Here is a 20591-nt window from a genome sequence, read left to right on the forward strand (position 1 = left end):
CGCTTGCCAATAAAATTGCGCGCATGGCCTGGGCCATGATGGTACGCGGAGAGCAGTTCAAAGAGCCAAGATTGCTGCCAGCAGCATAGACAATAGGAGTTTCAACGATTGGCGAGGGCATGACGACGTAATGCAGATACGGTTGTTCCGGGGATTGGGAGAGCCCGTTTGGGTCAACGCACTTTCAAGTGCATGCGAACGATTGGGACCCGATCCGCGCAGAGCATTAGGGCCAGCGGCTACACCTGCCGCATCAACAGGCCGGACACGTGACCGCACCCGACCAATGCTGCAAAACGTCAGAAAGTTCTTGCCAGGGCGCCGTCCACACGTGACCCAACTCGGAAATGAGCCATCCGGCCGCTTACGAATCGATCAGTCTTGCTGACCAATTGACGGACCTCTGACTGTCGGACCTGCGATCGCCTCGCCGCTGATCCGCATAGTGCTGATGCAGGTCGCCGTGATCTTCGGCGCAATGCTGTCGGGCGATACGGCACCGTGGTGCCGTTCTACATCCTGATCGGCTTGAAGATGCTGTTCGATATCCGCTGGCCCTCTAAGAGGGCAAGGCAGGCGGAGGTTGAATAACAAACGCCCGCCTCGATGGCGCCGACGGGCGCCTGAATGATGGCCGAACGCGATTCTTGCGAACAAGGACGATCTCGATTCGATTGCGCCATCTAGGCGGACGGGCCGCTCAGAGCGTAGAGAAGGACCACTCCGGCCATGAAAACGACGATCAGCGCAGTCGAGTCGTAGCCCATCTTGAGGACCGTCCAGTTCCTTCGCTCGAGAAGGCCGAGCAGCAGGATTCCGGTCATCACGATCGCAAGCATGCAAGCAACGAATTCGAACCGTCCTGTATGGTTCAGCACCGGGTCACCGATATAGACCACGTCCGCCAGGAATATGAGGAGAAGGTTGAAGACGTTGGAGCCCAAAATGTCGCCGACGGCCAGGTGGTAACGCTTCAGCCGGACCGCCGCGGTGATCGTGCTCAGTTCGGGCAGGGAGGTGGACATTCCGACCAGCAAGAAGCCGACGAAACTCGTTCCAAGACCAGTCTGCTCGGCGAGCGCATCGCCGGAGACAGAAAGTAGGAACCCAGCGCCGAAAATGACCGCCGCGACCCCGATCAGCCCGACGATAAGCATTCTGAGACTTCCGCCCCGCGGCTTATGGACAGGTACGTTCGCGGAGTCGTCCTCTTCCTTGCCGTCCCGGCCGAGGGCCACCCAGACCCTCCGCTTCTCGTAGCGGGCGGACATCCACAAAGCACCCAGACAGAGCAGGAACACGGCCGCTGACCAGATGCCGACTCCGAAGACAGGATAGTCGCCGGTCGCCATGGCGATGGAGATCACGGCGAGCACGATAACGACGAGCACTCCCTGGAGCAGGATGGCCGGCGTGGTGATGAAGGAGGTGAGCGCCTCGCGCCCGACCAACGGGTCGACTGCGGCGAGAAGGACGAGGTTGATGGATTCGCTGCCCAGAAGGTTATTGAGGGCGAGCAGCGGACTTGCCGTGAAGGCGGCGGTGGATACGGTGGAGATCTCGGTCAGGGAGACGATGCCGCCAAGCAGCAACATGCCGGCGAAACCGTGGCCCATTCCAGTGCGACTGGCCAGTTCGTCCACCAGCCGCACCATGCGCGTTCCGGTGATCCAGACAACGATCGCGCTGGCGGAGAAGATGGCGATATTGATCCAGACGGACCAGCCGCTGAAATCGAGCAGTTCAGATAATGAGCCGATCCCATCCGCCATAGTGTTCATCGCTGCGCGTCCCGCGTGGCAGGCTCAGTCCGATCAAGATAAGGCCCGCGGTCACGTCAAAGACGATGCCCGCCGTCACGCCGCCTTCGAACAGGAAGGGCGAGACGGCAATCCAGGCGCCAAGCGCGACGTTGAGGAACCGCACCGGCCGGGCGACCTCGGCCATGGCCGTGACGGCGACCATAATCACGATGCAGCCAACGACGTGGTCGCTGAAATAGAGCCGCGGCTCAGTACCGACGACGAGCGGCGTAGTCATCAGCAGCGCGCCGAGTGCGGTGCTGGCGACCAGCGTCCACGGATAATTGACGCCGCCGGTGATGAAATCGCGCAGGACCTGCCCGACAGGACGGTCGAGGTCCGGCTCCGGCGTCTGGTTCTCAGACAAAGCCGGGCCGCCCGTCCAGAAGGTGCGCCAGAACGGCTCGCCGGCCCGCGCGGCGCGGCGGAGATATTGGCAGGTCGCCAGCACCTCGTCGATCGAATAGGGGATCAGCACCACTGTCACCGCGGCCTGGAGGATGCAGAGCGTGCACAACGCTCCGATCAGCGGCGGCTGAATTATGATGAAACTGACGCTGACGATGCCGAGTGGGATGATCAGCAAACCGAAGAGCAGCACCATCCACGGCATTGTCCGCCAGCGGCGGCGGTCACCAATGGCGCCGGCGAGGATGTCCAGCGCGTAGGCGAACGCGCCGAACCCCGCGTCGGCGATGGGAAACCCCTTCGACACCCATGAGGTCACGACGGCCTCACTGCCGTTCTTCGTCATCGATGTGCCTGGCCCGAAGAAGGGATCCCACAGCCCATCGATATGACCGAGTTGAAAGGCCGCGAGATAGCGCGACACGAACAGACCCACAAAGGCAAGCGCGACGATCGGGATGCGCTGCGTGAAGGAGGATGGCGAATAGCTCCATCCGAGAGGCCGGTCATCGTCCGCCGCCAGCGCGCGGCGGCTGATCCCCGGTGTGGGCGCCACCATCACGGCGAACACGACGACTAGCATGCCCAGAAGCGTATCGACCGAATAGGCGGCCGCGCTCGTCGTCCAGAAGACAAGCGGCGCGAACATCACCCATACTCCGACGGAGGCCGTGAGCCATTGTACCCAGATGCGGCGGCGCGACATCCCCGTGAGAGCAAAGCCCAGAATCAGGAAACCCGAGACCATCTCGCTTGCGCCCAGCCAGGCGTTGCGGACTTCGGCCGGCGCGATTTCGTGGCCGAGCGCCGGCGGAGCAAGAGCGGTGACCGGGTCAAACAGCCCTTGGATAAACGGAGAAGCGATCAGCCAAAGCGCCAACGCCGCGTTGGAGAGCGGCGCCCAGAGCGTCAGCGCACGGTACCGCTCAACCGCCGCTTTCACTTCCTTTTCGCTGCGCTCCAATGGCTTCTTGAGACGCTGTTCCGCCTGCTCGAGTTCGGGTTCCGAAGCGGCCACCGCCGAAGGTTCGAGCTTATTCTTGACGTACCAAGTGGTCGGATCCTCCTTCAGCCGGCTGATCATCTCCGGCAGGACGCCACTGAGGCTGTGGCGGGGCCTCCAGCCGAGCAGGGTCTTCGCACGCGAAATGTCGATCTCGAAGTGATCATCCGAATTCTCGATCATCCAGGATCGGATATCAGCATCCTCGCCGAGCACCTTGTCCTGGACCCAAGAGCCGAGCTTGGTGACGCTCTTTGGCAGCGCGAGTGTCTGCCAGTCCTCGCCATGGACGAGCCGGCCGATGCGCTTCTGCAAATCCTCGTAGGAGAGCGTCTCCTCTTCGCCGATAAGGAGCTGCGTCTCGTCCGGAAGCTCCGCGCGGCGGTCCACCGTCCGCGCCACGGCATCGACGAGATCGTCCCGGTGCAGGTAGGGCTGGCCGTGACTGATGTCGCCGGTGAAGAGATAAGCGGTCGGCAGGCGCTCGAAAATGCGGGCAATCTGCTGGGCTATGAAGGTTGCCCGGCAATCCTCGTCATATACGCCCGCCAGCCGCAGGACCACCGTCTTGATACCGCCCCGCCTCTCGGCGATCAGCGCTTCGGTCTTGGCCTTGGATCTCGGATAGGCCCAAGGTGGATCGAGCGGCGAATCCTCATTGATCCGCACGGCCTTTTCCGGACTCGGGGCATGCACGAGCAGCGTGCTGGAGAAGACGAACTGCCCGGTCTCGAATTTCTGCAGCGCGTCGAGGAGACGGCGCGTGCCCTGCACTGTGACGGCATCATATTTCGGGTTGTCTTCCCCGGTCGTGTCGTAATACGCGGCGAGATGGATGACCGATGCGATGCGATCGCCCGCGCGCTTGCGGACCTCCTCAAGGGTCTCAGCCACGCTCCGGTCCGAGGTCAGATCGATCTCGATCGTCACCATGCCCTCGGGCGGATTCTTCGGCTGCGCGACATCGAGCCCGATCACGCGATAGCGATCCAAAAGGCTCCGCACGATCGCTTGGCCGAGAAAGCCGCTTGAGCCGGTGATGAGCACGGTCGGAAGCCTGGTTCTCGGCATCTGTTCTCTCGGAAGCGACCTCCCTGCGGGGCCAACTCAAGCTTAGGGACAAGGTTCCTGACGTCGTGGGAGACAGCCGCCAACACGCATCGCCTTCAGCAATGCTGCGTGGAACAGCGATCTTCGGCTGACGTTTTGGTGCCCGGAGGAACACGGTGTTCGAGGATCTCGCGAGGTCGTCGGCGATATCGTCGGGACCAACCTGTTCAAGATCGCTGCGATCGCCGCACCGCTTATACGCATCGTTTAACGGTGCACCGGGAAAATCCTGACGCAAGGTGCTTGCCCCTTTGTGTTCTAGTTTGATGGTGAACGGTGTCCTATGCGCTTTCTGCGGCGAATTGCAGTCGCTCGCATGTCGAGCACGCATCTGACCAAGAGAAAGGCGGAGTGACAGAAACTTAATATTGTCACACTGGCGCTTCTCAGGAACGCAACATATTTCGTTATCACCGGTCGGATATTTCGGTATCACCGCTCCGCACTTGGCCTTCATCGATGATGAGGCCGCCAGTCGCGCTCCCTTCAAATAAACAATGCCCTTAAAGTGCGCCTTGAAAGTAGGCAACGCAGTTGCGCAAGCAGGCTGAGCGCGAGCTCCTGGTTCGTAAAGCCCGCCGAGCCGAGACGGCTTCTCATATGATCGAGTGGCTGGCCTCGGACCCAAGCAAGCAAGATAGGATCAAATAGAAATGGCTATTTTTCGCCTATTGGAGAACTCTTCCTTGGAACTGGGGCCGAAGGAGGTTAACTGCATTATAGAGGCATACGAGCAAACGTTGCACACCCTCTGCGTCAAGGATCGCGACGATCCCCTCACGGAAATGATTGCGAAGATGATCATCAAGATCGCGCAAACTGGTCTCTATGATCCGGCACAGCTTCCAGCTCTGGCAATCAAAGAACTAGGCGTCCGGTAAGGCCGCCGCAGTTGGCGGCCTCGTTTTGGAGAGAGCGTTACAGTGACAGAATATCGCGCCTACCTCATTGGCTCGGATGGCCATTTCGAAAGCTCCCGCGCGTTCGTCTGCGACACTGACGAGAACGCTATCGTGTGGGCAAAGCAGATGGTGGGCCAGCAGCCCGCGGAGCTCTGGAGCGGGACGCGGCTGGTTCAACGCTTGTCCCCTCCCGACGAACAACGGGCCGTCAGCCATGAAGTTCATGAAGGTCGATTGGTGCCAAAGGGCGAAACGTAGGTTACCTCCCGTTTGGGTTGGGCGAAGTCGCCTTTGGCACGTCGCGTCATTTCGCTGCGCTGCGGAATGTGGTCGCTATCCGGGCATAGCGGACTTTGGCAAGCCGTCCGCCCGGCAGATTTATAATTTCACGGCCTAGATTGCTCGAACTGCATTCATGCCAGCAGCCACTTGGCTACTTTGCATGGGGTTGTTTTCGATATTTAGTGGGAGTGAGACCGGTGCCGGTCTCGCGGCTGTCGTCCCGGTGATGATCGTGGGATCGCTTGCCGAGCCGTAGCTCGCCGCCGCACGGCCCGCCTTCGCCCTTCGGGCTACGGCGCGGCAGCCTTCACTCGCTTCGCGAGCATCACTCCGTCGAGCTGTTCCACTCCGTCGAGCTGTTCGCCATTCGAATAGGAACCTGCGGCGACGCAGCGGGTTCTTCAACCGGGCGACAACTCAACACGGTATCGGACGAATCCGATGGCATCCCCAACTGCATCAGATGTTCTGGTCGAGACGTTGCTGGACTGGGGTGTCGATACTGTTTTCGGCCTTCCCGGCGACGGCATCAATGGCATTATCGAAGCATTGCGCACTCGCCAGGAGCGGATCAAATTCATCCAGGTGCGCCACGAAGAGGCCGCTGCCTTCAATGCTTGCGCTTATGCGAAGTGGACCGGCCGGCTTGGCGTATGCCTTGCAACCTCGGGCCCGGGCGGCATTCATCTCCTCAATGGTCTCTACGACGCCAAGCTCGATGGACAGGCCGTGCTCGCCATCACCGGCCTGCAGTTTCACGACCTGCTGCACACATTCACGCAGCAGGATGTGGAACTCGACAAGCTTTTCATGGATGTATGTGTCTACAATTCCCGTGTGATGGGGCCCCATCACGTTCAGAACGTATTGGAACTGGCCTGTCGCACGGCTCTGGCCTACCACGGCGTCGCGCACGTCTGCGTTCCCGTCGATATTCAATCGCAGCCAGCAAGCGCCGGCAAAAGATCCGAGCGCAATGTACCTAATCACGTTTCGGAACTGATGGCTCGCTCCGCAAACATCGCGAGTGACGACCAGCTCGCCAGGGCCTCAGCGATCCTCAATGCCGGAAAGAAGACCGCAATTCTTGCGGGTCGTGGCGCGCTCGATGCACGCAATGAAGTCCTCGCGGTGGCGGAGCGCCTCGCGGCGCCGGTCGTCAAACCGCTCCTGGGCAAGGGTGTCATCCCCGATGACAGTCCGTATTCCGCAGGAGGTATTGGCCTTCTTGGTACGAAGCCCGCACAGGAGGCGCTTGAGAATTGCGATACGCTTTTGATCGCGGGAAGCAGCTTCCCCTACATAGAGTTCTACCCAAAGCCGGGACAGGCGCGGGCGGTGCAAATCGATGTCGATCCCAAGCGGATCGGTTTGCGCTATCCCGTCGAGGCCGGATTAGTCGGCGATACCGCGAAGGCGCTCCAGGCGCTCCTTCGGCGGCTTGATTACCGCGACGACCGCTCGTTCCTGGAGCAAACCCAGGCAGGGATGAAGGAGTGGAATGACTTGATGATCGAAAGGGGCACCCGCAGTGACAAGCCGATGAAACCCGAGGTGGTTGCGCACGAGCTCAACAAGTTAATTGCCGATGATGCGATCGTCGCAACGGACTCAGGAACCATCACCACCTGGATCGCCCGGCATTTGGTGATGCGCGGCAACATGATGTTCTCATGTTCCGGCAACCTGGCGACCATGGCTTGCGGCCTGCCCTACGCCATTGCCGCTGCAGTGGCCCATCCCGGCAGGCAGGTGGTGGCCTTCGTGGGCGATGGCGGCCTCACCATGCTGATGGGTGAACTCGCCACGTGCGTGAAGTACGGCTTGGATATCAAGATCGTGGTCATCAAGAACAATTCATTCGGGCAGATCAAGTGGGAGCAGATGGTGTTCCTGGGCAACCCTGAATACGTTTGCGACCTGCAGCCAATCGATTTTGCCGCGGTAGCGCGCGGTTTCGGCCTGACCGGTCTCAGTGTTGACGATCCGACCCGCTGCGGGGCAGTGCTGCGTCAGGCGATGAACACGCGCGGCCCGGTATTGTTGGAGGCCATAGTTGATCCGCACGAGCCACCGATGCCGCCAAAAGCGACATTGAAGCAGGTCGCGCATCTTGCCGAGTCTCTGGCCCGCGGTACGCCGGCGAGCGGTAGAATCGCGCTGACGGTAGTGTCGGACGTTGTCCGCGAGATCACTTAGCAAGCAACTTAGCTCGTCGTCTTCAACCAGTAACCGCGCCCGCATGTTGTCCGCCCGGCTGCGAGATTCCATTCAGCGCCACTGCCGCGCCCAGAGACCGCTATGTCGCGAAGCGCAATTATCCCGACCAGCCGCTTGTCGCGATTGAGCACGGCCAGCCGCCGCACCTGAATGTCGGCCATGTTGCGCGTGACTTCTTCGATGTCCTAGTCCTCGAAGCAATACTTGACGTCCGCTGTCATGACATCGCGGACCCGCGTCTCCGGGCCGCGACCCAATGCGATACCCCGGGTGGCAATATCGCGATCGGAGATCATCCCCACCAATCGGTCATTTTCAGGGTGAGGTGGCGATGCGCGAATTGGAACCTATTTGCCATCCCAATCTTGTCAGAGTCACGTCTTCCCGTGTCAACGATTACGCATATGCGGATACTAGAGGTGTCTCTTTGCATCGCAGTCGCCATGGCCGGATGTCAAAGAGAAGAGCGGCAACTCCGGCTTGACCCGCCGGTTGCAGCAGCGCTCGACGAGATCGCGCTGATGCCGAACGGGATCAGTGGCGCGCCGCCGGAAATATTCCTTGCGCTGGGTCGGCCCTACGAGACGAATGCCTATAATCTCAGTCAAGGCAAGCGGTTGTATTCCTGGTTTGGCTGCAAAGCGTGTCATGCCGACGGGCAGGGCGGAGCAGGGCCAGCCTTCCTCGACGGCTGGTGGAATTATGGACCGGAGATCGTGTCGATCGTCGCGTCGATCCGCGATGGCCGTCCGCATGGCATGCCCGCATTCCGTGACAAGATGACGACCGAGCAAATCTGGCAGCTCGCAGGTTACGTGCAGACCATCGGGGCTTATTCGGTAAAGACAGCCGCGCCCGGCCGCAACGACGAGAAGCACACCCGGCCTGCCGAAAACCGCGGCCCGGCCGCTCTGCTGTTCGATGAGGGGCCTCGACCGCTTCATTCTGATCAGGGGCCGAGGCCGTGAGAAAGGGACCTGGACGCGGATTGGTGCTGGCGCCGGCAGCGGTCCTGATGCTTGCCGGATGCGCGGGATGGCAATCCGTAATCGACGTTCAGGGCGCCTCGGCAATCAGCATCAAACAATTGATCATTCTGTTCGTCGCGGTTTGCTCAGTGGTATGGGCAATGGTGATGGCCGTGCTGATCCGTGCGTTATGGCAAGAGCGCGAAGAGCGCGGCCGTCCTGCCGATCTCGATCCCCAAACCGAGCGCCGAATGACAAGAGCCGTCATAGCGGCGACAGCTATGACCGTCGTGATCCTCACCGCGTTCACGACAGCCAGCTTCTTCACTACCCGGGCACTGAGCCTTGCAAACCATGATGATCTCACGATCAAGGTGCGAGGTCAGCAATGGTGGTGGAGCGTCGAGTATCTTAGCCCGTCGGAGCAGCGCCTTCAGACAGCGAACGAAATTCACATTCCGGTCGGGCGGAACGTGCGGCTTCAGCTCGAAGGCGCTGACGTCATTCACTCGTTTTGGGTGCCGAACCTTGCAGGCAAGCAGGATTTGATCCCCGGTCGGCCAAACACACTCACGATCCGGGCCGAGCGCCCGGGTATGTATCGTGGACAGTGCGCCGAATTCTGCGGTTTGCAACACGCGCACATGGCGTTCTTTGTGATCGCCGAAGAGCCGGCTGCCTTTGAACGCTGGGTGAATTCGCAGCAGCAGAGCGCAACAGATCCTTCCGATGCCGATGTTATTGCCGGCCAGCAGGTGTTTCTCTCGCGGCCTTGCGCCGCTTGCCATACGATCCGCGGCACATCGGCAACCGGCACGACCGGCCCCGACCTCACGCATGTCGGCGGGCGGAAGTACATCGCCGCCGGTCTTCTCGAAACGACGCGCGGCTCGCTTGCGGCATGGATCGCCGATCCGCAGGCGCTCAAGCCCGGGAACAACATGCCTATGGTACCGCTGAACGCGGATGAACTCCGGTCCGTGTCGGCTTACTTGGCGAGCCTCAAATGAACGAGGCGAAGCCGGACACTCGCGACAGCGAGCTGGCACCACCGGCTCTTGCAGCGGCGCTGGCAGAAACGTGGAGAACGCCCGCTGGTCTATGGGGTGTGCTGGCAGCCGTCGACCACAAGATCATCGCTCGCCGTTACATCATTACGGCATTCGTTTTTCTCGCGCTCGGCGGCGTTCTCGCCCTTCTCATGCGCCTGCAACTGGCGCAGCCGGAGGCGAGGGTACTGAGCCCGGACCGTTACAACCAGATCTTCACGATGCATGGCACGAACATGATGTTTCTGTTCGCCGTGCCGGTGCTGGAAGCCATCGGCGTATACCTCGTTCCGCTGATGGTGGGGACGCGCAACATTGCGTTTCCGCGACTGAATGCCTTTTCATACTGGATCTTTCTGGCGGGTGGAGCGCTGCTCTGGATCGCATTCGTGCTCGACATGGCACCTGACGTCGGCTGGTTCGCCTATGTACCGCTATCAGGTCCGCAATACGGCACCGGAAAGCGCGCCGATGTCTGGGCGCAAATGATCACGTTCACCGAGATCGCGGCGCTGGCGGTGGCAGTGGAGATTGTGGTTACCGTGCTCAAGCAGCGTGCACCCGGCATGTCGCTCGACCGAATTCCGCTGTTCGTTTGGTCGATGCTTGCGACCTCCTTTGTCGTCATCATGGCGATGCCAGCCGTCATTTTCGCAAGCACGAGCCTGATTCTGGATCGCTTGGTAGGAACTCATTTCTTCAATCCGGCGGAAGGCGGCGATGTGCTGCTCTGGCAGCATCTGTTCTGGTTTTTCGGCCATCCCGAGGTCTACATCATCTTTCTTCCTGCCGTCGGAATGGTCTCGGCCATCGTCGAGACCTTCGCGCGCCGCCCGGTGTTTGGCTATCTCGCCATGGTCATGGCGCTGATCGCCACCAGCATTCTGGCTTTTGGCCTGTGGGTCCACCACATGTTCGTGGCGGGATTGCCGCGGCTTGGCCAAAGCTTCTTCACGGCATCCAGCATGTCCATCGCGATTCCTGCCGGCGTCCAGGTCTTCTGCTGGCTGGCGACGCTGTGGGATGGCGCGCCCGTATTCAGGACGCCGCTCTTGTTCGTCATCGGCTTTATCGTAACTTTTGTGATCGGCGGACTAACCGGTGTCATGGTGGCCTCGGTACCCTTCGATACTCAGGTGCACGATACCTACTTCGTCGTCGCTCATTTCCACTATGTGCTGATCGGTGGCGCTGTATTTCCGTTGCTGGGCGGCATCTATTATTGGTTTCCGAAAATCACCGGCCGCATGATGAGCGAAACCCTGGGCAAGTGGGCGTTCTGGCTGATTTTCGTGGGGTTCAACCTGACGTTCTTTCCGATGCATATATTGGGAATTGCGGGTATGCCGCGTCGGATCTACACATATCAGCCCGATATGCCCTGGTATGGGCTCAACATGTTCGTGAGCATCAGCTCACTCGTTCTTGTTGCGGGATTTCTCGTGTTCTTCGTCGATGCGATCCGTTCGGCGCGCGTCGGAGCATCCGCAGCCGAAAATCCGTGGGATGCACCGACGCTGGAATGGGCGACGACATCACCGCCGCCAAGTTACAACTTTGCGCAAATTCCCGTCGTCAATGGATTAAGTCCGCTTTGGGATCAGCCGGCCTGCCTTATGGTCGCAAGCGGGCTGCGCACGGACCGGCGCGAGCTGATCGTCAGCACGGTCGCAACAGCAAAACCCCAGGTACGGGAGGCCTCACCAAGAGATTCGATCTGGCCATTCTGGGCTGCAGTCGCGACCAGCGTGATGCTGATCGGGTCGATCTTCACGCCATGGGCAGTGGTTTGGGGGTCTGTTCCAGTTGCGGTCGCTTTGATCGGTTGGTTTTGGCCCAAGGCAACCCCCGAGGATGAATTATGAAGACACGCGTGGTCGCCGATTTTTCCGACCTACCCATTCACGGCTTTCGCAGCGCCAGCGTAACCTGGTGGGGAACGCTGGCGTTCATGTTGATCGAGGCGGCCGGCTTTGCACTCGTGATCGCCGTGTACCTCTATTTGATGAACCTCGCCGCGATATGGCCGATCGACGCGCCAAAACCCAACCTGCTGCCCGGAACGCTGGTGACGGTGATCCTTCTCGTCAGCGCCATACCCAACTATTTAATCTCGCGATGGGCTGAGCGAGAAGACTTGCGCAAGGTACGAGTCGGCATGGTTCTGATGTCGGTTCTCGGAACAGTACCGCTTGCCGTGCGGGCTTTCGAATTCCCAGCACTTAATGTCAACTGGGACACCAATGCGTACGGTTCAATCGTATGGGCGCTGCTGGGCCTGCATACGGCGCACCTCATAACTGATCTGGTCGACACGCTTGTACTGGCTGCGCTCATGTTCACAAGAAAGGGCAACACTTCGCGCCGCTTCGGCGATGTGCAAGACAACGCGATGTACTGGAACTTCGTCGTCGTGACTTGGCTTCCGATATATGGCTGCATCTATTGGATTCCCCGCCTATGATCTCCAACAGAAATCGTCTTGCTCTGGAGGCTTGTACGGGTCTTTCGGTCGCGCCGGCGGTTTGGATCGTCAATACTCAACTCGGGCAGATCCTGCCTTATCTCGATTGCCAGCATCAGACGGCATATTCTGCAATGGCGTCATTTGCCGGCGCGGTCGCAGCTTGCGCGACGGCCGTGATATCGTGGCGCGCGGCGCAGCGCATGTCCATATCAGAGCCGTCGCCCAGGACGGAACTGAGTTTCGTCGGATCAATGAGCGCGCTGTCGGCGTTGCTCTTTGCTTTTACTCTTTTGATGCAGGGCGCAGCTTCACTGGTGCTCAGCGGATGCCAACGATAGTCCTCGCAATGTTGACACTATCTTGGTCAGCAGACCGCGTCTTCGCGCATGGCCCGGAGACGTACAGCAACCACCCGAGTTGGACGTTCGATCCCTGGATTATCATCCCTTTGCTGGTTCTCGGCGTGCCTTACGCAGTCGGCAGTGTGGTCCTGCGGCGGCGCGCCACAGTTGGTCGGAGCCTTCGACAATTGCGGTCGCTGAGCTTCCTGGGCGGCTGGCTTACGATCGCCGCCGCGCTGGCGTCGCCGTTGCATTGGCTCGGCGAGCGCCTCCTTTGCTTTCACATGATCGAGCACGAGATCCTCATGGCCGTTTCTGCACCGCTGCTGGTGGTGGCGCGGCCGATCGGAACATTATTATGGTCGCTGCCGCGCGAGGTCCGGGCCGCGGCTGGTCGCCTCCTGAACAGACCTGCTGTAAGTCTTACATGGGCATGGTTGACGACCGGCCGCAATGCGACGCTGGTCCATGGCATTGCGATATGGGCTTGGCATGCTCCGATCCTGTTCGATGCCGCAGTCACCAGCGCGCCGATCCATCGTCTGCAGCATCTAAGTTTTTTGCTGACCGCAGTCTTGTTCTGGTGGTCAGTTCTTTGGCGAAGCAATGCCGGCCTGGCGGCCTGGCATCTCTTCGTCACTATGCTCCATACGAGCATCCTGGGCGCGCTGATGGCACTTGCGCCCCGGGTGCTGTATCATCAGCCTCAGCCCGCGACGGTCGCGGCCTGGGATCTTACTCCGCTGGAGGACCAGCAACTGGCAGGCCTCATCATGTGGGTACCAGCGGCGACAATCTATGCAGCTGCAGCGCTTGCGCTGATCGCCCGCTGGATCAGGCGCTCCAGCGAGACAGGTAGATGTGGCGATGCCGTCCGCGCCATCTAGCCATCGATGGAAAGCCTGCGGAGTCGCTGGGCTCCTGCTTGCTTCCGCGACGGCGGCTGGAGCGATTTGGCATCGGCAGCAGCAATCGGAAGTGCTTGCCCGCGCGTTGGTCGGCGGCGATCCCGCGCGCGCGCCGCCCATCCTCCGGCGTTACGGCTGCGCAGGCTGCCATACGATACCGGGCATTCCCGGCGCCGACGGCCAGGTTGGCGGGTCCTTGTCCGGCATCAAGCACCGCGTTTATGTCGGCGGCATTGCACCTCATTCCCCGGATACCCTGGTGCGATGGATAGTCTCGCCGCAAGAACTGTCGCCGCGATCGGCGATGCCTGCAACCGGAATTTCGGAGGCCGAAGCCCGCGATGTCGTGGCCTATCTCTACTCGCGATGAGGATTACCATGGTCTTGCCGTCGGGCGCGAAGCCAGCGATTTGATATAGGCCGCAATAGCATCCCGGTCGCTATGAGGCAGCATTGCGGTATTGGCTACAACGCCGGCCATGGAAGATCCTATTCGGCCGTAACTTGGCGTGTTGCCGGACTTGAGCACTTCCGCGATATCGGCTGCAGTCCAGTTGCCGATCCGTCCTGGCGTTATGTTGGGAATATAGCCGACACCTTCCGGATCCGGCCCACCCGCGAAGCGGGTTTCAGGCTTGATGGCGCCGAATACATTCCGGGACGAATGACATTCGGCGCAATGCGCCACGGCTTCAACGAGATATCGGCCGCGTTTCCACGCAGCACTTCGCTCGGGATCATACAGGATCGGCGTCCTGTCCAAAAACAGGAGTTTCCAAAGGCCGATCAGCCGCCGAATACGAAACGGCGCAGCAAGAATGTGGGGAGGCGGCTTGCCTGAAACCGCGGGAAGCGTCCTCAGATAAGCCATGAGGTCGCCGATATCGTTGATCCGCATCTTCGAATAACTCGCGTAGGGAAACGCGGGGTAGTAATGATATCCGTCCGGAGAGACGCCGCTTAGCAGAGCATTGGCGAGATCGACCGTGCGCCATGCACCGATCCCATCGACAGGATCCGTTGATATGTTGGGCACGCGAAATACGCCATAAGCCGACGCCAGCGCCAAACCACCGCCCAGACGAAGCCGATCCGATTGCCCCGGCGATGCATGACAGGAGGCGCAGTCACCGGCTGCAAAGATTAGTCGCCCCCTGGCAGCATCACCTTCTTCGTTCAATGCCGCGTTCGAGTTGGCTGAAAATGCGGGGCGTGGCTCGGTGATAATCGAGACAGCAGCTATTGCGCCGATCGCGGCTGCAATGAGCAGAATCGCCAGCCAAGAGCCTGCGCGCATTGCGTTGGCCTCATGCAAGCAGAACGTTTCGTGCGGTGCAGTTAATGCAATTGATTTCCTGCGCTTAGGCCGTGCACCGTCACCGCACCAGTCCAGCCCGCGATGCCGCGCTTGTCCGCGATCCTGATTTGCCCGCGGCTAGCGTGCCGTTTCCGGGCCGCCGTCGCTGCCGTTCTTCGGTGAAGAGTCTTAGCGAGAAATAGTTGATGGTCGCGCGCAGGCCCTCATCGAGAGGGATTTTGGGACTCCAGCCCAGCACATCGCGCGCGCGCGAAATGACGGGGCGACGACGCTTGGGATCGTCCTGAGGCAGCGGATGGTACTCGACTGTGGATTTCGATCCCGTTTGCTCGACGATGAGATCGGCGATTCGCCTGACCGTCTGCTCCTCAGGATTGCCGAGATTGAATGGACCGGTGATCTCGGGCGGGCTTTCCATGAGAAGCTGGAGACCGGCCAATAGATCGTCAATGTAGCAGAACGAACGGGTCTGCGATCCGTCGCCATAGATAGTGATCGGAGTGCCCTTGAGCGCTTGAACGATAAAATTCGAAATGATGCGGCCGTCGTTCTCCAACATGCGTGGACCATAGGTATTGAAGATGCGTGCCACCTTGATCGGCATGCGATGAATGCGATGGCAGTCGAAAAAGATGGTTTCTGCAGCGCGCTTGCCTTCATCGTAGCAGGCGCGCGGACCAACCGGATTGACGTTTCCCAGATAGGTCTCGGGCTGCGGGTGAACATCGGGGTCGCCGTACACCTCGCTGGTCGATGCCTGGAGTGCTCGCGCGTGTTTTTCCCTGGCAAATTCGATCACATGGCCTGCGCCAAGGACGCACGTGTGTAATGTTCCGAGCGGGTCGCGCTGATAGTGACGTGGGGAGGCGGGGCACGCGAGATTATAGATACGATCAATTCGTCCGGCGATCTCGAGGGGATCGCGAACATCGTGCTCGATGAACTCGAAATCTGGATGGTTGAGCAGCGGCCGGATGTTCGACAACGTCCCAGTCAGGAAGTTGTCGACGCAGTATACGCGGTGACCTTGCTGAATGAGCCGGTCGCACAGGTGCGAACCGATGAAGCCGGCACCACCTGTCACCACCGTGTTCAGCTTCGAGGCGAAGCCCATTGTACGTCCTTTCACTCGTTTGCAACTCGTGACCATGCTTGCGGCAAGCCAATGTTCTTCGAAATTGCTCGGCTTGCCTTCGTAGCCACAAGGTACAAACAATTATTGCGCTCGACTGTTCCTGAATGAGCGTGACTTCGCCCCGAGAACGTCAAAGCGTTGACATGCGTCATCGCAGCGAGTGTCGGAACTCGCCGGATCTCGACCGCCTATACCGCTTCGACCGACGGTGCGCTTGCGGGCTGGCTGATCACCTCCTTGATGTATCCCTCAAACTCGGCCGCGCGAAATTCAGCCGTGTGGTTCTTGAGCACGCGCTCGCGCGCCGCGGCCGCAACCTTGCGGTGCTGCAGTTCGCCAGATCGGGAAAGGATATTCACGACGTCGTTGGCGCTACCGGCGAGAAGGATCTCGCGTTCGGGGACGAAGAATTCCTCGATGCCGGGCCAGCGATCACTGATGACCGGAACACCGCATGCTGCTGCTTCGAATAGCCGAACGCTCGGCGAATATCCGGCCGCCGCCATGTGCTGCCGAGTCAAGTTCAACGTGTAGCGGAGACTGCAATAGAATTTCGAGTGTGAGCCGGGCGGCAGGTGCTCGATGTGCCGGACGTTCTTCGGCCAGATCAGTCTGCTGGGGTATTGAGCTCCAGCCACGATGAAGTCGTGTTTCGGCAAGCGCCGGGCGGGTTCCAGGAGAAGCTCCTCCAGCAGCGGCTGCCGGTCCTCACTGTAGGTGCCGATGTAACCCAGCGTCCACTGCGTCGGGACTCTGACTCGCTTGTGAACGTCGACGTCTACGGCGCAGTAGAGCGCACGTGCCCGGGGACTGCCGTACATTCCCTTGATTAGTTGCAGGATCGGACCGCCCGTGAACGAAAGATAGAGGTCAAAACGGGGAATGAGCGAGGGGCTGATATATTCCGAGCTGTTGGTCGCTAACTGGCTCAGCGTCACGGGAGTATCGATATCGTAGAAGGCGGTGACGCCACGAGCGATGCTGGTGATCCAGTCGCCCAGAGCGGCACCATCGGGAACGAACGAGCCAAGCACGACGACGTCAGCGGCGGCCACCATCGAGCTATAGTGCTGTGATACGTCCCGCAACGAATCATAAAGCTTGATCCGGCAATGCGGCGAACTCGACAGATCGCGGTGATCGCCATACCAGGGCACATTGCGCTCGAGGAAGGTGATCCGGTGACCTCGTGCGGCGAGTGCCTTGATCAGTGCGCGATAGGTCGTGGCATGACCATTACCCCAGGAGGAGGTAATGGAAAGTCCGAACATCACGATGTCGAGCTTCATTCCGCTGCCTCTCTGCTGCTGATTGCGAGGTTCAAGACTTCCATCACCTGCCGTGCCCTCTGGGTATAGGTGTGCTGATCCAGGATGCGTCGGCGTGCGGCCTCGCCGATGCGTTCCGCCTGTTCAGGCCGCAAGCCTTCGATGAGCTCGACGACATCCCTGCCGTCGCGGGCGACGAGGATCTCCGTTCCGGGTTCGAGGAAATCGTCGATGCCGTCCCACGCATCGGTGATAATGCATGCGCCGGCGGCTGCGGCTTCAAAGATGCGCGTCGGGGGGGAGAAGCCGATCTTCGCCATGCTGTCGCGATTGATGTTCAGCGTGGCCAACCCGGAGCAAAAAAAGGCGTTGTGATCGCCACTGCCGACGTGGCCTGCGATGCTGACGTTTGCCGGCACTGGTTTATCGTCCCAGCCCGCGCCGCCAAGCAGGAATTTGCGGCCGGGAAGCATTTGCGCGGGAGCAAGAAAGAACTCATCGACTCTGGCCTCACGGTCCGGAAGGCGGTTGCCGAGGAAGCTGAGGTCGCATGCATAGTCATTCCGGCGCGGAGCAGGATGATGAGTCTGAGGATCCGCCGCGTTATAGATCGGAATGCATTGGCGTGCACCGAAGCGGCGGTAGCGCTCAACCACCTCGTCGCCTCCACCATAGGTGAGGACCAAATCATGCCGCGGAATTGTCCGGTGCAGATGATGAACGGGGTCAGTAGTCATGCTCTCCAGCGTCGCCGGAGCGTCGACATCCCAGTAGACGGTCATCAATCCGGTGCGAGCGAGCTCGGCCACCGCCAAATCAAGCTCCTCGTCGAAGACGCCGACCCCACTCGCCTTGGCAATCAAATCGGCCTGGTGCGCTGCTTCCTCCAGCGCGCGGCGCCAACCGTCCTCGGTCGCCGGATAGACCACCACGCGTGCCCAATCCGGATCGGCAATGTCGCGATGCCGCTGGCGCTCGAACGCATCGGGCTCGTAGAAGGTGATCTCCTGGCCAAGCGTGGCGAGCGCCTTTAGCAAGCCGCGATAGTAGGTCGCAGCACCGTTCCAGTACGACGACACCAGGCTCGATCCGAAAAAGGCGATCTTCATGACGAGACCATTTGTTCAGTTGCACGGCTGAGATCGGCCCGCGCCGGATTTCGTTTCCCACCGAGGACTTCTATGATACGAAGCAGTTCCTGCGCACGATGAGCGCATGTGTGGCGCGCGTGAATCGCCGCCAGGCCTCTGCGCGCAGTCTCGGCGGCGAAATCCTGGTCCTGCACCAGCGCCCGGAGCGCTGCAGCTGCCGCTCTACCGTTCTTCACCGTGACGAAGCTTTCCGGAGGAAACAGCCCTTCCGCATCATTCCATGGGGCGCTGACCAGCGGAATTCCGCAGGCGAGAGCCTCAAATACCCGTATGGTGGGAATGCCGGGTAGCTTCTCCACGTAGGGTCGGCGAGGCACGTGAATGGTCATGCGCGCGCGGGCGAATGCGTCCGGCGCGCGATGGTTGGGAAGCCAGCCGCGGAATTCGATGCCTGCGGTCCGCAACTGTTCACGCACGTCGTCTGGATAGCGCACGCCGAACAGTTGCGTTCTGAGTCCGGCTTCCACGGCCGGCTGGACGAGGAATTCCTGCAATTCCTGATCGCGCTCATCGTCGCCCCAGTTGCCGATCCATATCAGGTCGATATCCCTTGCCGCGTCCGACTGCGGGCGAAACAGCGCGACGTCGGCGGCCTCATGCCAGGTGAAGGCCCTGCGGCCCCAACCCAGGCGCTGATAGAGCTGCTGCAGTACCTCGCCAAAGGCGAGAATTGCATCGTAGTCACCAAGTTGAAAGTTGCCGATCTGGCTTGATGCCGTCGCCGCGCGGTGATGCGTGTCATGGAACAGCAAAAGAAAACGCCCGCGGTTGCGGCGTCTTGCGCCGAGCTTCTCGATCAGAGAGGGGTCGTTCCATTCGTGCACGACAACGACGTCGGCATCGTCGAGCGCCTGATCCAGCTCCAATGTCGCCAGATCATACGTCCGGAGGTCTGTACCTGGCACAAGTTGCGCCGATTCCCGCAAATATTCTTCACCGCCGTCGCGTAACGCGTTGAGCCGGCTCCAGCCATCGCACGGCTCGTAGATCGTGACCTGGTGTCCGAGGTGGAGAAGTTCGCGTGCGATGCCGCGCAGGAAATGAGCATTGCCGTGATTCCAGCACGACACGAACGAATGATAGAACATCACGAATTTCATGGTTGCACCTCGGCCAGCAGTTGGTGGGACCTCGGCGCGGCAGCGCGGGCGCTGCCTGTTAGTTCGCGATACAGCCCGGCATACGCATCAGCCATTGCCTTCAGCCGGTAACGGCGCGCCCTCAGCGTCGCGCGCTTCTGCAGGTCATGGCGCAGGGCGTCGTTCTGCGTCAGGCAGGCGAGCACCGTCTGCCACTCGTCCCGGTCGCGTGGCTCCACAAACAACGCTGCTCCATCCCAAAGCTCGCGAAATGTAGCAATGTCCGACAGAACGAGCGCGCAACCCGCCGTCGCTGCCTCGAGCACGGTAAGTCCGAACGGCTCGTACACGGCAGGCGACGCCAGGACCGAGGCGCATCGCATCCTCTCGAGCAATGCGGCATGCGACAACTCCGGCGAGCTTTCCGCATGCCGATCATCGCGGCCAATGCCCAGAGGTCCATTGGTCCGGATCGGCCAAGCCAGGTGCGGCGCGACCTCGCCAAGGATCGAAAGGTTCTTGGCCTCGTCCCATTGCCGTCCGGCAGCTAGTATGAATGGCTGCTTCCTTGTGCGGGAAGCGCACTCCTCTACTCCGTTGCGGATCACTAGGCCGGTACTTTCCGGCTGGTAGAGCTCTGTTATCTTGTCGCGAAAGCTATGCGTCGGTGCAATCCACCGATCTGCCGCGGATAGCCCGGCATGAACGTTGGTTATGTAGTCGAGCCATCGCGGCTCCGTGGGTTCCTCGCCGCGGCAGGCAAGCCACCAGGAGCGTACACAGGAGTGGGCGACAACGAGAACGGGGGCACGCCAGGTGCTGATCGCTTCGCGATAGCTGTTGAGATGCACGACATCCGGCTTCACGCGATTCTCGATCGCAGCTAGCCGATCGGCGGCGCGATGTAAATCCCGACCCTCGGGATCAAGCCATTCGAGCGCGAGATCGGTGATTTCAAGTGTCAGGCCGGAAACACCAGCGATGGACTCGAGTTGATCGTCGCGTGGCGCGGGGCCCAGCGTCACCAGCGAGACTTCCATTCCCATTTGACACAGCGCGCGCGCCAGCGTCGAGGCGTAGACCCAAACGCCGCCGACGGCGTCGGTCGTCATCAAGACACGGAGTCCTCGACACGGTGGAGTCATGGCCTCAACTCCGCCAGAGCTCTGCGCGACATGCG

The 20591-nt window shown here is 60.5% G+C and carries 17 protein-coding genes and 1 pseudogene; 9 read left to right on the top strand and 9 right to left on the bottom strand.

Annotated elements, in window-relative coordinates:
* Nucleotides 1–683: 683 nt before the first annotated feature.
* Together KJQ96_RS33250 and KJQ96_RS33255 are read right to left on the bottom strand one after the other, a co-directional pair.
* The gene (locus tag KJQ96_RS33250; protein ID WP_213290497.1) at nt 684–1772 is read right to left on the bottom strand and encodes a sodium:calcium antiporter; all 1089 of its coding nucleotides are present in this window, start codon (nt 1770–1772) and stop codon (nt 684–686) included.
* Nucleotides 1744–4284 (bottom strand): NAD-dependent epimerase/dehydratase family protein, encoded by a 2541-nt coding sequence (locus tag KJQ96_RS33255; RefSeq protein ID WP_213290498.1) that lies wholly within the window; start codon nt 4282–4284, stop codon nt 1744–1746. Before KJQ96_RS33255 ends, KJQ96_RS33250 begins: the two co-directional genes overlap by 29 nt.
* A gap of 692 nt (nt 4285–4976) precedes the next feature.
* Between KJQ96_RS33255 and KJQ96_RS33260 the strand changes: the two genes are divergently transcribed.
* The 3 genes from KJQ96_RS33260 to KJQ96_RS33270 all read left to right on the top strand — a co-directional run bounded on the left by KJQ96_RS33260 (nt 4977) and on the right by KJQ96_RS33270 (nt 7706).
* Entirely contained in the window at nt 4977–5204 is a 228-nt protein-coding gene (locus KJQ96_RS33260) for a hypothetical protein (protein WP_213290499.1), read from the top strand.
* 42 nt (nt 5205–5246) lie between these two features.
* Nucleotides 5247–5483 (top strand): hypothetical protein, encoded by a 237-nt coding sequence (locus KJQ96_RS33265; protein ID WP_213290500.1) that lies wholly within the window; start codon nt 5247–5249, stop codon nt 5481–5483.
* Between the two features lie 465 nt (nt 5484–5948).
* Nucleotides 5949–7706, top strand: coding sequence for a thiamine pyrophosphate-dependent enzyme (locus KJQ96_RS33270; protein ID WP_213290501.1), 1758 nt, complete (start codon nt 5949–5951; stop codon nt 7704–7706).
* Nucleotides 7707–7728: 22 nt separating this feature from the next.
* On the opposite strand, the pseudogene KJQ96_RS33275 reads toward KJQ96_RS33270, so the two are convergent.
* A pseudogene (locus KJQ96_RS33275) lies at nt 7729–8053 on the bottom strand (CBS domain-containing protein); the annotation flags it as partial.
* 78 nt (nt 8054–8131) lie between these two features.
* Here KJQ96_RS33275 and KJQ96_RS33280 point away from each other — a divergent pair.
* The 6 genes from KJQ96_RS33280 (at nt 8132) to KJQ96_RS33305 (ending at nt 13830) form a co-directional block, all read left to right on the top strand.
* Complete coding sequence (locus tag KJQ96_RS33280) at nt 8132–8695, top strand: cytochrome c (protein WP_213290502.1); 564 nt, start codon at nt 8132–8134, stop codon at nt 8693–8695.
* A gap of 20 nt (nt 8696–8715) precedes the next feature.
* Entirely contained in the window at nt 8716–9705 is a 990-nt protein-coding gene (gene coxB / locus KJQ96_RS33285; protein ID WP_249734818.1) for a cytochrome c oxidase subunit II, read from the top strand.
* Nucleotides 9702–11609 carry a cytochrome c oxidase subunit I gene (ctaD, locus tag KJQ96_RS33290; protein WP_213290503.1) on the top strand — a complete coding sequence of 636 codons (1908 nt, stop codon included), beginning with the start codon at nt 9702–9704 and terminating at the stop codon, nt 11607–11609. Before coxB ends, ctaD begins: the two co-directional genes overlap by 4 nt.
* On the top strand, nt 11606–12208 hold the full coding sequence (locus KJQ96_RS33295; RefSeq protein ID WP_213290504.1) for a cytochrome c oxidase subunit 3: 603 nt from the start codon (nt 11606–11608) through the stop codon (nt 12206–12208). Before ctaD ends, KJQ96_RS33295 begins: the two co-directional genes overlap by 4 nt.
* Before the next feature lie 61 nt (nt 12209–12269).
* The gene (locus KJQ96_RS33300; protein WP_249734819.1) at nt 12270–13439 is read left to right on the top strand and encodes a cytochrome c oxidase assembly protein; all 1170 of its coding nucleotides are present in this window, start codon (nt 12270–12272) and stop codon (nt 13437–13439) included.
* A gap of 91 nt (nt 13440–13530) precedes the next feature.
* Nucleotides 13531–13830 carry a c-type cytochrome gene (locus KJQ96_RS33305; RefSeq protein WP_375293229.1) on the top strand — a complete coding sequence of 100 codons (300 nt, stop codon included), beginning with the start codon at nt 13531–13533 and terminating at the stop codon, nt 13828–13830.
* Between the two features lie 3 nt (nt 13831–13833).
* On the opposite strand, the gene KJQ96_RS33310 is transcribed toward KJQ96_RS33305, so the two are convergent.
* From KJQ96_RS33310 to KJQ96_RS33335, 6 genes are all read right to left on the bottom strand, one after another.
* Nucleotides 13834–14757, bottom strand: a complete 924-nt coding sequence (locus tag KJQ96_RS33310) for a cytochrome c (protein WP_213290505.1) — start codon at nt 14755–14757, stop codon at nt 13834–13836.
* 79 nt (nt 14758–14836) lie between these two features.
* Nucleotides 14837–15892, bottom strand: coding sequence for a UDP-glucuronic acid decarboxylase family protein (locus tag KJQ96_RS33315; protein WP_213290506.1), 1056 nt, complete (start codon nt 15890–15892; stop codon nt 14837–14839).
* A 209-nt stretch (nt 15893–16101) separates the two neighbouring features.
* Nucleotides 16102–17202, bottom strand: a complete 1101-nt coding sequence (locus KJQ96_RS33320; protein WP_213290507.1) for a glycosyltransferase — start codon at nt 17200–17202, stop codon at nt 16102–16104.
* Nucleotides 17199–18290: a glycosyltransferase gene (locus KJQ96_RS33325; RefSeq protein WP_213290508.1), complete on the bottom strand. Its 1092-nt coding sequence runs from the start codon at nt 18288–18290 to the stop codon at nt 17199–17201. The genes KJQ96_RS33320 and KJQ96_RS33325 overlap by 4 nt, the downstream gene beginning before the upstream one ends.
* A complete protein-coding gene (locus KJQ96_RS33330; protein WP_213290509.1) occupies nt 18287–19432 on the bottom strand; it encodes a glycosyltransferase in 1146 nt (381 codons plus the stop codon). The genes KJQ96_RS33325 and KJQ96_RS33330 overlap by 4 nt, the downstream gene beginning before the upstream one ends.
* Nucleotides 19429–20523, bottom strand: coding sequence for a glycosyltransferase family 4 protein (locus KJQ96_RS33335; protein WP_249734823.1), 1095 nt, complete (start codon nt 20521–20523; stop codon nt 19429–19431). The genes KJQ96_RS33330 and KJQ96_RS33335 overlap by 4 nt, the downstream gene beginning before the upstream one ends.
* Between the last annotated feature and the right edge of the window lie 68 nt (nt 20524–20591).

Source organism: Bradyrhizobium sp. sGM-13, assembly GCF_018398875.1.
Lineage (GTDB): Bacteria > Pseudomonadota > Alphaproteobacteria > Rhizobiales > Xanthobacteraceae > Bradyrhizobium.